This is a genomic window from Caballeronia glebae, assembly GCF_001545035.1.
In the GTDB taxonomy this organism is placed as follows: domain Bacteria; phylum Pseudomonadota; class Gammaproteobacteria; order Burkholderiales; family Burkholderiaceae; genus Caballeronia; species Caballeronia glebae.
Genome location: NZ_FCOJ02000043.1, coordinates 26,452 through 40,220, shown reverse-complemented (window position 1 = coordinate 40,220; position 13,769 = coordinate 26,452). Strand labels below are relative to the sequence as shown.

The following is a 13,769-nucleotide window of genomic DNA, read 5'->3' as shown; positions in this document are numbered from 1 at the left end:
GGCACGGCCGATCGAACCGGAGACGATCTCTCGCGCGCGGGCGCCGCCCCATCGACACGTTTTTTTCCCGAAGCCGCGCGCCACGAGCCGCGCGAAGCTTCGGTCATTCGGAGATCAAGCATGAGCAAGCAAGCTATCGGCGTGGTAGGACTCGCCGTCATGGGCCGCAATCTGGCCTTGAACATCGAGAGCCGCGGCCACGCCGTTTCGGTCTACAACCGCAGCCGCGCCAAAACCGACGAACTGATTGCCGAACATTCCGACAAGAAGCTCGTGCCGACGTATTCGCTCGAAGAGTTCGTCGCGTCGCTCGAAAAACCGCGCCGCATCCTGATGATGGTGAAGGCCGGCGCCGGCACCGACGAGACCATCGCTTCGCTGCGTCCGCTGCTGGACAAGGGCGACATTCTCATCGACGGCGGCAATACGCATTTCACCGACACCATCCGCCGGAATCAGGATCTCGCGAAGTCGGGGCTGCATTTCATCGGCACGGGCGTGTCGGGCGGCGAGGAAGGCGCGCTCAAGGGCCCGTCGATCATGCCGGGCGGGCAGAAGGAAGCGTACGAACTCGTCGCGCCGATCCTCACCGAAATCGCCGCGAAGGCACCGGACGGCGAGCCGTGCGTCGCGTACATGGGTCCGGACGGCGCGGGTCATTTCGTGAAGATGGTGCACAACGGCATCGAGTACGGCGACATGCAACTGATCGCCGAGAGCTACGACGTGTTGAAGCGCGTGGCCGGTTTGTCGAACGAAGAACTGGGCCGCGTGTATGTCGAATGGAATCAGGGCGAACTGGATAGTTACCTGATCGAAATCACCTCGAAGATTTTCTCGAAGAAGGACGACGAAACCGGCAAGGATCTCGTCGATGTCATTCTCGACCGCGCCGCGCAGAAGGGCACGGGCAAGTGGACGAGCCAGAACGCGCTCGATCTCGGCGCGCCGCTGCCGCTGATTACCGAAGCGGTGTTCGCGCGCGTGCTGTCGTCGCTGAAGACGCAGCGCGTGGCGGCGAGCAAGGTGCTGTCCGGTCCGAAGCCGAAGTTCGACGGCGACCGCGCGGCGTTCGTCGAGTCGGTGCGGCGCGCGTTGTATCTGTCGAAGATCGTGTCGTATGCGCAGGGCTTCGCGCAACTGCGCGCGGCGTCGGAAGAGTATTCGTGGGACCTGCATTACGGCGAGATCGCGAAGATTTTCCGCGCGGGCTGCATCATCCGCGCGCGCTTCCTGCAGAAGATCACCGACGCGTACAAGACGAATCCGCAACTCGCGAATCTGCTGCTCGATCCGTATTTCAGCGACATCGCGGCGAAGTATCAGGACGCGTTGCGCGATGTCGTCGTCGCGGCGGTGAAGGCGGGGATTCCGGTGCCGGCGTTCTCGTCGGCGATCGCCTATTTCGACGCGTATCGGTCGGAGCGGTTGCCCGCGAATCTCGTGCAGGCGCAGCGCGATTTCTTCGGCGCGCATACGTTCGAGCGCACGGACAAGGAAGGGAGTTTCCACGCGAACTGGGCGTGATGCCAGGCGTCGTGTACCGAGTGGGGCGGCTTGCGGGCCGCCCCGTTTTTTTTCACTCAAGCGCGACCCATTCCCCGTTGTTCCCGCCGCTCCTCAATACCGCCTCCACGAACCGCAATCCCGCCACGCCATCCTCGACGGTCGTCAACCACTCGTCCCCTTGCGTGGTTCCGCTTGCGATACACGCGGCCGCGTCGGTATAAACCTGCGCGAACGCTTCCAGATACCCTTCCGGATGCCCGGCCGGCACGCGCGTCGCGTGCAGCGCCTCGGGACTCTGCACACGCCCGCGCGTGATGCGCTCCGACGCGCCGCCTATCGGCGTGAACCACAATTCATTCGGCTTCTCTTGATCGAACGCGATGCCCGCCTTCGTGCCATACACGCGTAATCGCAACGCATTCTCCTCGCCGGCCGCGACCTGACTCGCCCACAACATGCCGCGCGCGCCGCCGGCATAGCGGAACATCGCCTGCACGTGATCGTCCACGCGACGATTCGGCACGAACGTCGTCACGTCGGCGGCAAGCTCGGACGGCCGCATCCCCGTCACATACTCGGCGAGCTGATACGCGTGCGTGCCGATATCGCCGAGACAGCCCGCCGGACCCGCCAACGCCGGATCGGTGCGCCACGCGGCCTGGCGATTGTCCTGCGTCTCCACCGGCAACGACAGCCAGTCCTGCGCATACTCGACCTGCACGACGCGAATGTCGCCGAGCAAGCCGCGCCGCACCATCCCGCGCGCGTGCCGCACGAGCGGATAACCCGTATAGGTGTAAGTAACCGCGAACACGCGATCTTTCTCGCGCGCGAGCTTCGCCAGCGCCTCGCCTTCATCGAGCGAAACGGCGAGCGGCTTGTCGCAAATCACGTGGATGCCCGCTTCGAGAAAAGCCGTGGCGATTGGCGCATGCAGATGATTTGGCGTAACGATCGCCACGGCCTCGATGCCGTCAGAGCGTCCCGCCTCGATGCGCGCCATCTCGCGATAATCGTCGTAGCTGCGCGCGAGTCCGATCGCCGCCGCGCTCGATGCCGCGCGCCGCGCATCCGACGACAACGCGCCCGCGACGAGCACATAACGATCGTCGAGCCGCGCCGCGATACGATGCACCGCGCCGATGAACGCGCCCTCGCCGCCGCCGACCATTCCCAGCCGCACGCGATTCATCGCTTGTCTCCGATGCCGAGCACGCCGCGCATCTGCTCGCGGCTCGCGCCGCTGCCGGCGAAGTCGTCGAATGCACGCTCGGCCACGCGGATGATGTGATCGCGTATGAACACCGCGCCTTCGCGCGCGCCGTCTTCCGGATGCTTCAACGCGCACTCCCATTCGAGCACCGCCCAGCCGGGAAAATCGTATTGCGCCATCTTCGAGAAGATCGCCTTGAAGTCGATCTGGCCATCGCCTAGCGAACGGAAGCGTCCCGCGCGCTCGGCCCATCCGGAATAGCCGCCGTACACGCCTTGTCTGCCGTTCGGCCGGAACTCCGCGTCCTTCACATGGAACGCCTTGATGCGCGCGTGATAGATGTCGATGAACGCGAGATAGTCGAGTTGCTGCAACACGAAGTGACTCGGATCGAACAGGATGTTCGCGCGCGGATGATCGTCCACCGCCGCAAGAAAGCGCTCGAACGTCACGCCGTCGTGCAGATCCTCGCCAGGGTGAAGTTCATAGCACACGTCGATGCCCGCGCGATCGAACTCGTCGAGAATCGGACGCCAGCGCTTCGCGAGTTCTTCGAACGCGGCTTCGACGAGACCCGAAGGACGTTGCGGCCACGGATAGACATACGGCCACGCGAGCGCGCCCGAAAACGTCACGTGCGCGGCGAGGCCCAAACGCTTCGACGCCGCCGCCGCGAGCTTCAATTGCGCGATCGCCCATTCGGTGCGCGCCGCCGGATCGCCGCGCACATGCGGCGCGGCAAAGCCATCGAACAGCGTGTCGTAAGCGGGATGCACCGCGATCAACTGGCCTTGCAGATGCGTCGACAACTCGGTGATAGCCACGCCCGCGTCGTCAACGGTGCGGCGAATCTCATCGCAATACGCATCGCTCGATGCGGCCTTCTCCAGATCGATCAGACGCGGATCGGCGGGCACCTGAATGCCCGCGTAGCCGAGCGAGCCCGCCCACGACGCGAGATTCGCGAGCGTATCGAACGGCGCCCGGTCGCCCATGAACTGCGCGAGAAATATCGCCGGGCCTTTGATGGTTTTCATCTTTCGCCTCTGAATGAGCGCCGGTCAACGCGTGACCGGCCGTGCGCTTAGAACGGCGAGTTCGGGAAATAAAACTGCTTGGCGTTGTCCTTCGTGATGAGCACCGACGGGATGATCGTCGTCGGCGGCAGCTTGTCGCCCTTCAGACGCGCTTCGGCAGTCAGCTTGATCGCGTCGTAGATGAACTTCGGCGAATACGACACGTCCGCCGGCACGCGCGCATCGCCGTCCATGATGCGCTTCACCGCTTCCTTCGATCCCGCGCCGCCGAAAACGATCTTGACATCCGTGCGCTTCGCCTGATCGATCGCCTTCAGCACGCCGACCATCATGTCGTCGTCCGCGGCCCACACGGCGTCGATATGCTTGAAGCGCGTGAGGTAATCCTGCATCACCTTGAACGCATCGTCGCGATTCCAGTTGGCGTATTTCGCATCGAGAATCTTTATGTCGGGATACTGCTTGATGACGCCTTCGAACGCGCTCCAGCGTTCGTTGTCGAGCGTCGTCGGGATGCCGCGCAGCGCGACGATATCGCCCTTGCCGTTAAGCTGCTTCGCGAGAAACTCAGCGGGAATCCTGCCGAACGCGGTGTTGTCGCCGGCGACGTAAGCGTCCTGCGCGCTCGTATCGGTCAGGCCGCGATCGACCACCGTCACATACACGCCCTTCTTCTTCACCTGCGCGACGGGCTGCGTGAGCGACGCCGATTCCTGCGGGAAAATCACGAGCGCGTTGATCTTGTTGACGGTCACGAGATCCTGCAACTGATTCGCCTGCTCGGGCGCGGTGCCCGCCGTCTTCACGATCACCTTCAGGTCGGGATGCGCCTTCTCCAGTTCCTTCTTCGCTTCGTTGGCCCACCAGACGATGCCGCCCGTGAAGCCGTGATCGGCGGTTGGAATCGCGACGCCCAGCACGACCTTGTCGGCGGCAAATGCAGACGAGCTTGCGACGGCGAACGCGCTCGCCGCCAACGTGAGCGCGCCGAGCGCGCGAAGCATGTTCTTCATGACGATGTCTCCTTGTCTTGTGGATATCAGGCTAACGACGACCGCGCTGCAAAAACGCTACGAGGATGATCACGGCGCCCTGCACCGCCGCGTTCAGATACACGCTGATGATGCTCGTCAGGTTCAGGATGTTGTTGATGACCGAAAGCAGAATCGCGCCGATGACCGTGCCGATCACGCGCCCTTCGCCGCCCTTCAACGCGGTGCCGCCGACCACGACGGACGCGATGGCTTCCAGCTCCCACAGAATGCCCGTCGTCGGCGTGGCTGACCCTAAGCGCGGCACGTACAGGATCGTCGCGACGGCAACGCACAGTCCGAGCAGCACATACGTGACGATCTTCACGCGATCCACGCGAATCGCCGCATAACGCGCGACCTGTTCGTTCGAACCGATTGCCTGCACGTGACGCCCATACACCGTGCGATTCAAGACGAGCGCGCCGCCCGCCGCGACGATGAGAAATATCCAGATCGGCACCGGCACGCCGAGCAGACTCGCGTAATAAACCGGCCCGTAAAGATCGACGAGCGAGTTGTCGAGCGTGAGCGCGCCGCCGTCCGCGAGCCATGTAAGCAGCGCGCGAAAGATGCCGAGCGTGCCCAGCGTGACGATGAACGGTTCGATGCGCCCTTTCGTCACGAGCACGCCATGCGCGAAGCCGAACAGCGCGCCGAGCACGAGCGCGAGCACGATTCCCAGCGCGATGATCAGAAGCGGCGGCACCGCGCGCCCGTGAAAGCCCTGCAGGAGCGCGTTCATCATGTAGATCATGCTGCCGGCGATCAGCGCGGCCATCGAGCCGACCGACAGATCGATGCCGCCGGAGATGATCACGAAGGTCATCCCCACCGCGATGATGCCGATGAACGACGTGCGCGTGAGCACGTTCATCGCGTTGTCGACGGTGGCGAAGTCGCTGTTGAGCAAGGTGCCGCCGACACATAGCACGATAAGCCCGATGAGCGGCCCGACGCCGAACATGAAGCGTGCGACGGTTGAGAGACGGCTCTCGCTTTCGATGTCTTCAGTGTGTGCCGGTCGCATGCGCGATCAACCTCTCTTCGGTCAAAAGATCCATGCCGAGCGTCGCGACGAGTTCGCCCGCGCGCATCACCGCGACGCGATGACACAAGCCGATCAACTCGATCAGTTCGGACGAAATCACGATCACCGCGCGGCCTTCCGCGGCCAGCCTGTGAATCAGAAAATAGATGTCGCGTTTCGCGCCGACATCGACGCCGCGCGTGGGTTCATCGAGCACGATCACGCGCGGATCGGGATTCAGGAACTTGGCGAGCGCGAGCTTCTGCTGATTGCCGCCCGACAACATGCGCGCGCGTATCGACGTGTTGCCGGTGCGAATGCCGAAGTCCTTCACCGCCATGTTCAGGGCTTCGCGTTCCGCGCGCGTATCGATAAGCGGATGCGCGTAGCGCGCAAGCGTCATCATCGTGAGGTTGTCCTTCAGCGCCATGTCGACGTGCAGGCCGCGTCCCTTTCTGTCCTCGCTCAGATACGTGAGGCCGCGTTGCATCGCGTCAAGCGGGCTTTTGAGCTTCACCGCCTCGCCCTCGATCGCGATGCGCCCCGCGCTCAACGGCCGCAAGCCGACGAGCGCCTCGAACAACTCCGTGCGCCCCGCGCCGACGAGTCCCGCGAAGCCGAACACTTCGCCCTTGCGCACCGAAAAGCCGATGTCCGCCGCCCAGCCCGGAACCGACGCGCCTTCCACCTCGAACGCGATCGGCGCGTCGTCGGCCACGGGCGGCTTGTCGGGAAACATGTCGGAGACCTCGCGGCCGACCATCAGATTCGCCATCTGGCGGCGCGTGAGTTCGTCGGTCGGCGCGCGCGCGACGAAGCGGCCATCGCGCATCACGATCACTTCGTCGGTCACGCGCTCCACTTCGTCGAGCTTGTGCGAGATGTAGACGATGGTCGTGCCGGCATCCTTCAGACGCGCCATCAAACCGAAGAGGCGCTGCGTCTCCGATGGCGTCAGGGTCGCGGTCGGCTCGTCCATGATGAGCAGGCGCGCCTCGCGCAGCATCGCCTTCGCGATCTCGACGAGCTGCTTCTCCGCGACGATCAGATCGCGCACCTTCGTGTCCGGATTCTTGTGCAGGCCGACGTCGTTTAGCGCGGCGCGGGCGTCGTCGCGCATCGTGGCTTCATCGAGAAAGAAGCCTTTCTTCAACTCGTGCCCGAGGAACATGTTCTGCGTGATGCTCAAGTGATCCGCGAGATTCAGTTCCTGGTGGATCAGCACGACGCCGGCGTGCTCGGCATCGCGCGAACTCGTGAACTCGCGCGCGCGTTCATCGATGAAAAGCTCGCCCGCGTTCGCGCGCTCGTAGCCCGCGAGAATCTTCATCAGCGTGGACTTGCCCGCGCCGTTCTCGCCGAGCAATCCGTAGATGCGCCCCGGCGCGAGATCGAAGCTGACGCCGTGCAGCACGCGCACCGGCCCGAACTGCTTTTCGATACCTTCGAAGCGCACGGCGAGGCTCATCGTCACGCGCTCCTTCTCTGGATCAGCCGATGCGGCAGCAGCACGCCCGGCACGTCCGCGCGCGGATCGCGCAGACGCTTGAGCAGCAGTTCGGCGGCGGTTTCGCCGAGCAGTTGCATCGGCTGGGAGACGGTCGTGAGCGGCGGATCGACGTGCGCGGCAACGGCGATATCGTCGAAGCCGACCACGGCGACATCGTCCGGCACGGCCAAGCCCGCGCCGCGAAAGCCGTTCATCACGCCAATGGCGAGCGTGTCGGAAACGGCGAAGGCGGCGCTCGGCCGCGCATCGCCCAGTGAAGCGAGTTGCGCGGCCGCGCGTTCGCCCGCGTCGTAGTCGAGACTGTCGAGCTCGATCAGCCATTCCGGACGCGGCTCGATGCCGGCTTCCTCCAGCGCATCGCGATAGCCCGCGAGCCGCTGACGTCCATACAGATAACCTTGCCCCGAGTTGATGAGAGCGATCCGCCGATGCCCCTTGGCCGTCAGATAACGCACGACATCGCCCGCCGCGAGATGATTGTCGATGCCGACATACGGCACGCCCGCCGCCGGATCGAATTCGCAGCACGCGACCCAGGGCAGCGTCGAAGCTTCTTCGGCGAGCGCTTTTTGCACGGCGGCGGGATCGAGACAGATGGCGCCATCTGCACGGCGTCCGCGCAAAAGATCGAAATAGCTTCGCTCGCGCAGCGGGTCCGCGCCGGTATCGCACAAGAGCATGAAATAGCCGTTCTGACGCGCGACGCTGTCGATGCCGCGCACGATCGCCGCATAGAACGGATTGCCGAAGTCGGGGACCATGGTGAGCAGCAGGCGGCTTTCCGCCGTGCGCAAATTGCGCGCAAGCTCGTTGATGCGATAGCCGCTCGCCGCGACCGCTTCGAGAACTTTCTCGCGCGTCATCTCGCGAACGTTCGTATGTCCGTTGAGCACGCGCGATACGGTGGCAACCGACACGCCCGCGCGCTCGGCGACGTCGGCAATCGATACTTCCTCGCGTGTACGAACCGTATCTGACATTGCTCAGCCGCTCGCCGCGATGGAGATGTAATGGATTACATTATTTGATCGTATGGTCGCGAAGGCAACAGTATTCGACTAGGGAGAAACGCTTAAGAACGGGCATGTCGATCTCGTGTCATGTTGCTCGTCGTAAGTTGTGAGCGTGCCGACGACGCTCGATAAATACACTAACTTCAAGGAGCGATCCACATGCGATTCATGATGCTGATGATTCCGCGCGGCTACGAAAGCGCGGCGCCGGGCACGCTGCCGGCAGCGGAAGCCGTCGCCGCGATGATGAAATACAACGAGGAATTGCAGAAGGCCGGCGTGCTGCTCGCGCTCGACGGTTTGCATCCGCCGTCGATGGGCGCGCGCGTCACGTTCGAAGGCGGCAAGCCGCGCGTCACCGACGGTCCGTTCGCCGAAGCGAAGGAAGTGCTCGGCGGCTACTGGATGATCCAGGTGAAGTCGCGCGACGAAGCGATCGAATGGGCGAAGCGTTGCCCGGGATCCGACACGGAGACGCTCGAAGTGCGGCAAGTGATGGAGATGGACGATTTCCCGCCGGACGTGAAGCAGGCCGCGGCGGGATTCGATGAAATGCAGCAGGCGGCCAAGCGCTGACGCGAACGTCTACGCGAGGTCTACGCGAGCGCCTCCAGCGCGAGCGCAATGCCTTGTCCGCCGCCGATGCACAGCGTCACGATCGCGCGCTTCACGCCGTCGCGGCGCATCGCGTGCGCGAGACGCGTCGTCAGCACCGCACCGGTCGCGCCGATCGGATGCCCGTGCGCAATCGCGCCGCCCTCGACGTTGACAATCTCCTCGGGCACGCCGAGCGTTCTCGCCACCGCGATAGGCACGGTCGCGAACGCTTCGTTGATCTCGAAGCGCTCGACATCGCCGAGCGTCCATCCTGCGCGCTGCAACGCCTGTTGCACCGCGGGCACCGGACCGAGCCCGAACATGCCCGGCTCGACCGCCGCCACGCCGAACGCGGCGAGCCGCACGAAGGGCGCGATGCCGCGCGCGTCCGCTTCCTTGCGGCTCGTCACGATCATGGCCGATGCGCCGCTGTTCAGCCCCGGCGCATTGCCTGCCGTGATTGTGCCGTCGGGGCGAAACGCCGGACGCAATTTCGCGAGCGTCGCGAGATTCGTGTCGGCACGCGGCTGCTCGTCGCGCGCGAACGCGACGGTTTCCCTGCCCTGCTTCACGTCGATGCCGACGATCTCCGCGTCGAACGCGCCATCCCGCTGCGCCGCCGAGAAAAGCTGCTGCGAACGCTCGGCCCAGCGGTCCTGCGCGTCGCGCGTGATATCGAGCTTCGTCGCGAGATCTTCCGTGTGCCAGCCCGAATGCTCGCCCGAGAACGCATCGACGAGACCGTCGCGCAGCAGGCTGTCGTAGATCTGCGCGTGGCCCATGCGATACCCGCGACGGCCGCCATCGAGCAGATACGGCGCGCGGTCCATGTTTTCCATGCCGCCTGCGATGACGAGGCGCGCGACGCCCGCCGCGATTTCGGTCGCCGCCGTCGCGATGGCCTGCGCGCCGGAGCCGCACACGCGATTGATCGTCAGCGCGGGCACCGAAACCGGCACGCCGCCGCCGACCGACGCCTGCCGCGCCGGATTCATGCGGTTGCCCGCCTGAATCACATTGCCGAACACGACCGAATCGACCGATGCCGGATCGAGCGCCGAACCCGCGCGCCGCAACGTCTGGCCGATGACGGCCGCACCGAGATCGACGGCCGGCGTGTCCTTCAGCGAGCCGCCGAACGCGCCGATCGCCGTGCGCACCGGATGACACAACACGATGTCTTGCGCAAACATGGCGTTCCCCCGATCAGCGCGCGATGCCGCTGAGGTAGATCGGCGTGTCGGTCGACAGCGATTGCTTGACCGCGCGCCCGGTTTCATCGACGAGCACTTCTTCCCGATCCTGCTCCACCGCCGCGAGCACTTCGCGCACGACGTGCTCGGGCGTCGATTTCGGCGCGGTGACTTGCGCGGTCATGTCGGTATCGATATAGCCGGGGTGCGCCGCCACGACCAGCGTGCCCTGCTCGCGCAATTCCTCGCGCAACGCGTTGGTGGCCGCCCACGCCGCCGCCTTCGAGATGTGATACGCGCCGCCCGCCGGCAGCGACACCCAGCTCAGCACCGAGAGAACGTTGATCACCGCGCCGCCGCCGTTCTTCTTCAAGACGGGCGCGAAAGCCTGCGTGAGCGCGATCGGGCCGAACGTGTTGATTTCGAGCAGATCGCGGATGCCTTGCGTCGATGCCGGATCGACGAGCAGACCGCGCGTCGTCACGCCCGCGTTGTTGACGATCACTTGCACGTCGGTGTACGAGGCGGCCGCTTCCGCGATGTCGGCGGCGTTCGTCACGTCGAGCCGGATCGCTTCGACGCCGGGAATATCGACGCTTTTCGGATCGCGCGCGGCGGCGTACACCTTCGCCGCGCCCGCTTCGATCAGCGATTTCGCGAATTGCTTGCCCAGGCCGCGATTGGCGCCGGTGACGAGTACCACTTTTCCTTTGACCTGCATGATGTGCTCCACTTGATTGTGCATATGCACTAATATCGATGAACAAAAAAAGCTCGCGCGCCGCGAGCCTGCCCGGTGCCACTCACTCCATCGTCGTTAGTTCGAACAGCGACTGGCGCAAGGCTTTCGCGCGTTTCTCGCCGAACTTCGTTTCGAATTCCGCCTGCGCCGCCCGCCATTGCGCCGACGCCTTCGCGAGCGTTTCCTTGCCGGAGCCCGTGAGATGCAAGCCGACGGCGCGCGAACTCGCCGATTCCTGCGCCGCTTCGACGAGGCCGTCGCGCTGCAAGGGCTTGAGCGCGCGCACGAGCGTGGTGCGGTCCATCACCATGGCATCGGCGAGTTCGATCATCTGCACGCCCGGCTTGCGCCCGATCGACGCGAGAATCGTGAACTGCGCCGCCGTGATGCCGACCACGTTCAGATGCCGCTCGTACATTTGCGACACAAAACGCGCCGCCTGACGAATCGCGAAACAGTTGCAGTCGAGAGGAGAAGAGTTGGAAGTCATGTTGCGCAGAATATTAGTGCATATGCACTTTGTCAAGCGAAGGGATTTCAATCGGCGCGATAGGCGCGGATTCGGGATGGTCGGGAATCGTCGTGCTCGGCGCGCCGGCGAAACGCGCGAAGCCGCCCCGGTGTTGCGATCGAGGCGCATCGGGCCTATGCCGAAATCCGCATCGGACGCGCGACTAAACACCAAGACGCGCCGAAATTGGTTTCCTACATTTCGCATGTCCGCTGCTGGGCTCGTTCCATTCGATTGCCAAATCTATAAGGAGAGGAAAACCATGCGCTTCCGTACCAAACCTCTGGCATGGCTCGTGGCGTGCGCCACGGCCACGCTCGGCGCCATGCCCTTCGCCGCGAGCGCCGACGAACTTCCGGTGAAAGTGGGTTTCGCCGCGCCGCTGACCGGCGCGAATGCGGGTTACGGGAAGGATCTCCAGAACGGCGTTCAGCTCGCACTCGATGAAGCCAACGCTAAAAAGATCACGATCGGCGGCAAGACGGCCAAGTTCGAGATCCGCGCGGAAGACGACCAGGCCGATCCGCGCGTGGGCGTGCAGGCGGCACAGAAACTCGTCGACGATGGCGTGGTCGTCGTCGTCGGGCACTTCAATTCGGGCACGACGCTGCCCGCCTCGCCGATCTACAACAACGCCGGCATTCCGACCATCGATCCCGCCGCGACCAATCCGACCATCACGACGCGCGGCCTCGCGAACATGTTCACGGTGATTTCGAGCGACGCGCAGAACGCGGGCAACGCCGGCGTCTACGCGGTGACGACGACGAAGGCGAAGCGCATCGCGATCATCGACGATCGGACGGCCTTCGGTCAGGGCGAGGCCGACGAGTTCGAGAAGGCGGTGAAGGCGAAAGGCGGCACGATCGTCACGCGCGAGTACAGCGACAACCAGACCGTCGATTTCAGCGCGCAACTCACGCGCATCAAGGCGAGCAACGCGGACCTGATTTTCTTCGGCGGCCTCGACCGGCAAGCGGCGGCGGTCGTCAAGCGGATGAAGCAGCTCGGCATGAACGCGCAGTTCGTGGGCGGCGGCGGCGTGATGGACGCCGATTTCCTCAAGCTCGCGGGCGATTCCGCCGAGGGCGCGCAGGCGTGGGAATACGGCAGCCCGCTCGACAAGCTGCCCGAAGGCCGTGCGTTCAGCGACAAGTTCCAGAAGCGCTTCGGCGTCGCGATTCTCTCGTATGCGCCGTTCGGCTACGACGCCGCGTGGGCCGCCATCAACGCGATGCAGAAGGCCAATTCCATCGATCCGAACGTGTACCGCCCGGTGCTGAAGACCAACAAGTTCGACGGCATTACCGGGCCGATCGCGTTCGACGACAACGGCGCGCTGAAGAATGCGTCGTCCACGCTGTATCAGGTGAAGAACGGGCAGTGGGAGTCCGTTGTCACGAAGCACGGCATGTGATGACCTTCGGCTTCAGGCCTGCGGCGCGTGCGCGCGGGCGTGAAGCCGCTCGCGCGTGTGCGCCGCCTCGTCGCCCAGCCATTCTGCAAACCGCTGCAATGCGGGCGACGGCGCGGGCCGCTCGGGATACACGAGGTAGTACGCCGCGCCGCTCGGCACGCATAGCGAGAACGGCGCGATCACGCGTCTTGCGCGCAAGTCTTCCTCGATCAGCGCGACATCGCCGATTGTCACGCCCAGGCCCTGCATCGCCGAGGAGATCGCCAGATCGAGCGTGTCGAAATGCTGCGCTTTCGTCGACGGCAGGCCCGCGTAGCCATACGCGCCGAGCCACCGAAGCCAGTCGCGGCGATCGCGCGTGGGATGCAGAAGGGTTTTCCCGGCGAGATCGTCGGGCGTCGGACGCGCGTTTTTTTTCGGCTTCCACAGTTCGGGCGCGCAGACCGGCGTCAGCACTTCATCGAAAAGATGGTGCGCGCTCACGCCTTTGAGCGACGGCGCCGCGCCGAAGACGATCGCCGCATCGAACTGCTCCGCGCTGAAATCGACGCCGTGCGACACCGAGGCCGTCACCTCCACGACCAGTTCCGGCCGCTCGTTCTGAACGCGGATCACGCGTGGCAAGACCCAGCGCATCGCGCAGGTCGGGCACTTCACGCGCAAAATTCCGGATTGCGCGCCGCCTTTCGCGAGCGCATCGTCGATCTGCGCGAAAGCTTGCTGCAAGGGCGCCACCAGCAACGCGCCGTGATGCGTGAGCGCGAGCCCGCGCGCCTGCCGCGCAAAAAGCGCGTAGCCGAGATGCGTCTCCAGTCCGGCGATCTGGCGGCTGACCGCGCCCTGCGTCACGTTCAGCACGTCGGCCGCGCGCGTGAAATTCAGCTTCTGGGCGACGACCAGAAAAGTTTTGAGCACGTCGAGGGAAGGCAGCGGTTTCATCGGGTTTTGACATATAGCCATGATCTG

General features: G+C 64.5%; 13 protein-coding genes. 3 read left to right on the top strand and 10 right to left on the bottom strand.

Going from position 1 to position 13,769, the window contains the following annotated elements:
* Window positions 1-120: 120 nt before the first annotated feature.
* Window positions 121-1,527: an NADP-dependent phosphogluconate dehydrogenase gene (gene gndA / locus AWB82_RS25230; protein ID WP_086972097.1), complete on the top strand. Its 1,407-nt coding sequence runs from the start codon at window positions 121-123 to the stop codon at window positions 1,525-1,527.
* Window positions 1,528-1,579: 52 nt separating this feature from the next.
* On the opposite strand, the gene AWB82_RS25225 is transcribed toward gndA, so the two are convergent.
* Genes AWB82_RS25225 through AWB82_RS25200 form a run of 6 tightly spaced genes read right to left on the bottom strand, consistent with a single transcriptional unit; the run spans window position 1,580 to window position 8,310 of the window.
* Window positions 1,580-2,701 (bottom strand): Gfo/Idh/MocA family protein, encoded by a 1,122-nt coding sequence (locus AWB82_RS25225; protein WP_086972096.1) that lies wholly within the window; start codon window positions 2,699-2,701, stop codon window positions 1,580-1,582.
* The gene (locus AWB82_RS25220; RefSeq protein ID WP_086972095.1) at window positions 2,698-3,759 is read right to left on the bottom strand and encodes a sugar phosphate isomerase/epimerase family protein; all 1,062 of its coding nucleotides are present in this window, start codon (window positions 3,757-3,759) and stop codon (window positions 2,698-2,700) included. The genes AWB82_RS25225 and AWB82_RS25220 overlap by 4 nt, the downstream gene beginning before the upstream one ends.
* A gap of 47 nt (window positions 3,760-3,806) precedes the next feature.
* Complete coding sequence (locus AWB82_RS25215) at window positions 3,807-4,772, bottom strand: substrate-binding domain-containing protein (protein WP_086972094.1); 966 nt, start codon at window positions 4,770-4,772, stop codon at window positions 3,807-3,809.
* A gap of 31 nt (window positions 4,773-4,803) precedes the next feature.
* Window positions 4,804-5,820, bottom strand: coding sequence for an ABC transporter permease (locus tag AWB82_RS25210; protein WP_086972093.1), 1,017 nt, complete (start codon window positions 5,818-5,820; stop codon window positions 4,804-4,806).
* Complete coding sequence (locus AWB82_RS25205; RefSeq protein ID WP_086972092.1) at window positions 5,801-7,288, bottom strand: sugar ABC transporter ATP-binding protein; 1,488 nt, start codon at window positions 7,286-7,288, stop codon at window positions 5,801-5,803. The genes AWB82_RS25210 and AWB82_RS25205 overlap by 20 nt, the downstream gene beginning before the upstream one ends.
* Before the next feature lie 2 nt (window positions 7,289-7,290).
* Complete coding sequence (locus tag AWB82_RS25200) at window positions 7,291-8,310, bottom strand: LacI family DNA-binding transcriptional regulator (RefSeq protein ID WP_086972091.1); 1,020 nt, start codon at window positions 8,308-8,310, stop codon at window positions 7,291-7,293.
* A gap of 192 nt (window positions 8,311-8,502) precedes the next feature.
* On the opposite strand from AWB82_RS25200, the gene AWB82_RS25195 reads away from it, so the two are divergent.
* Window positions 8,503-8,919 (top strand): YciI family protein, encoded by a 417-nt coding sequence (locus tag AWB82_RS25195; protein ID WP_086972090.1) that lies wholly within the window; start codon window positions 8,503-8,505, stop codon window positions 8,917-8,919.
* Window positions 8,920-8,939: 20 nt separating this feature from the next.
* Here the strand turns inward: AWB82_RS25195 and AWB82_RS25190 are convergent, their stop codons facing one another.
* The 3 genes from AWB82_RS25190 to AWB82_RS25180 form a co-directional block, all read right to left on the bottom strand.
* Window positions 8,940-10,133: a thiolase family protein gene (locus tag AWB82_RS25190; RefSeq protein WP_086972089.1), complete on the bottom strand. Its 1,194-nt coding sequence runs from the start codon at window positions 10,131-10,133 to the stop codon at window positions 8,940-8,942.
* Window positions 10,134-10,146: 13 nt separating this feature from the next.
* A complete protein-coding gene (locus AWB82_RS25185; protein WP_086972124.1) occupies window positions 10,147-10,854 on the bottom strand; it encodes an SDR family oxidoreductase in 708 nt (235 codons plus the stop codon).
* An 82-nt stretch (window positions 10,855-10,936) separates the two neighbouring features.
* A complete protein-coding gene (locus tag AWB82_RS25180; protein WP_086972088.1) occupies window positions 10,937-11,365 on the bottom strand; it encodes a MarR family winged helix-turn-helix transcriptional regulator in 429 nt (142 codons plus the stop codon).
* Window positions 11,366-11,648: 283 nt separating this feature from the next.
* On the opposite strand from AWB82_RS25180, the gene AWB82_RS25175 reads away from it, so the two are divergent.
* Entirely contained in the window at window positions 11,649-12,803 is a 1,155-nt protein-coding gene (locus AWB82_RS25175; protein WP_086972087.1) for a branched-chain amino acid ABC transporter substrate-binding protein, read from the top strand.
* A gap of 12 nt (window positions 12,804-12,815) precedes the next feature.
* Here AWB82_RS25175 and AWB82_RS25170 read toward each other — a convergent pair whose 3' ends face one another.
* Window positions 12,816-13,742: a LysR substrate-binding domain-containing protein gene (locus AWB82_RS25170; protein ID WP_086972086.1), complete on the bottom strand. Its 927-nt coding sequence runs from the start codon at window positions 13,740-13,742 to the stop codon at window positions 12,816-12,818.
* Window positions 13,743-13,769: the final 27 nt, after the last annotated feature.